The organism is Streptococcus suis (genome assembly GCF_002960445.1).
Lineage (GTDB): Bacteria > Bacillota > Bacilli > Lactobacillales > Streptococcaceae > Streptococcus > Streptococcus hyiners.
Map to the genome: position 1 here is coordinate 1 of NZ_POJD01000220.1, position 288 is coordinate 288.

The window sequence follows — 288 nt, forward strand, 5'->3', positions numbered from 1 at the left end:
AATTTTAGACATATGTGTTACCTCTTTTTAATTTACTTTTTATGTTCAATTTAGCCTAGTTTAATGACATTTCGGTCAGGTTTTCTTTTTTGGGAAATAGCAGAGCGACTATTCCGACACCACTACCATAGCCGGTCTCAGCAAGCGTTCATGCAGCTTGTAGCCTTTTTGGAAGACTTGTGCGATGTGTTCTGCTGGGCAATCGTCTGTGGCTGGGACTGTTTGAATGGCCATGTGAAGATTTGGGTCAAAGACATCTGTTGCGACTTCTTCCACCCCTTCTTCTTT

General features: G+C 42.0%; 1 protein-coding gene. It reads right to left on the reverse strand.

Going from position 1 to position 288, the window contains the following annotated elements:
* Positions 1 to 108 precede the first annotated feature (108 nt).
* Positions 109 to 288: nucleotide exchange factor GrpE (gene grpE / locus C1G53_RS09025; RefSeq protein ID WP_105118429.1), on the reverse strand; the 180-nt coding region annotated here is incomplete at its 5' end.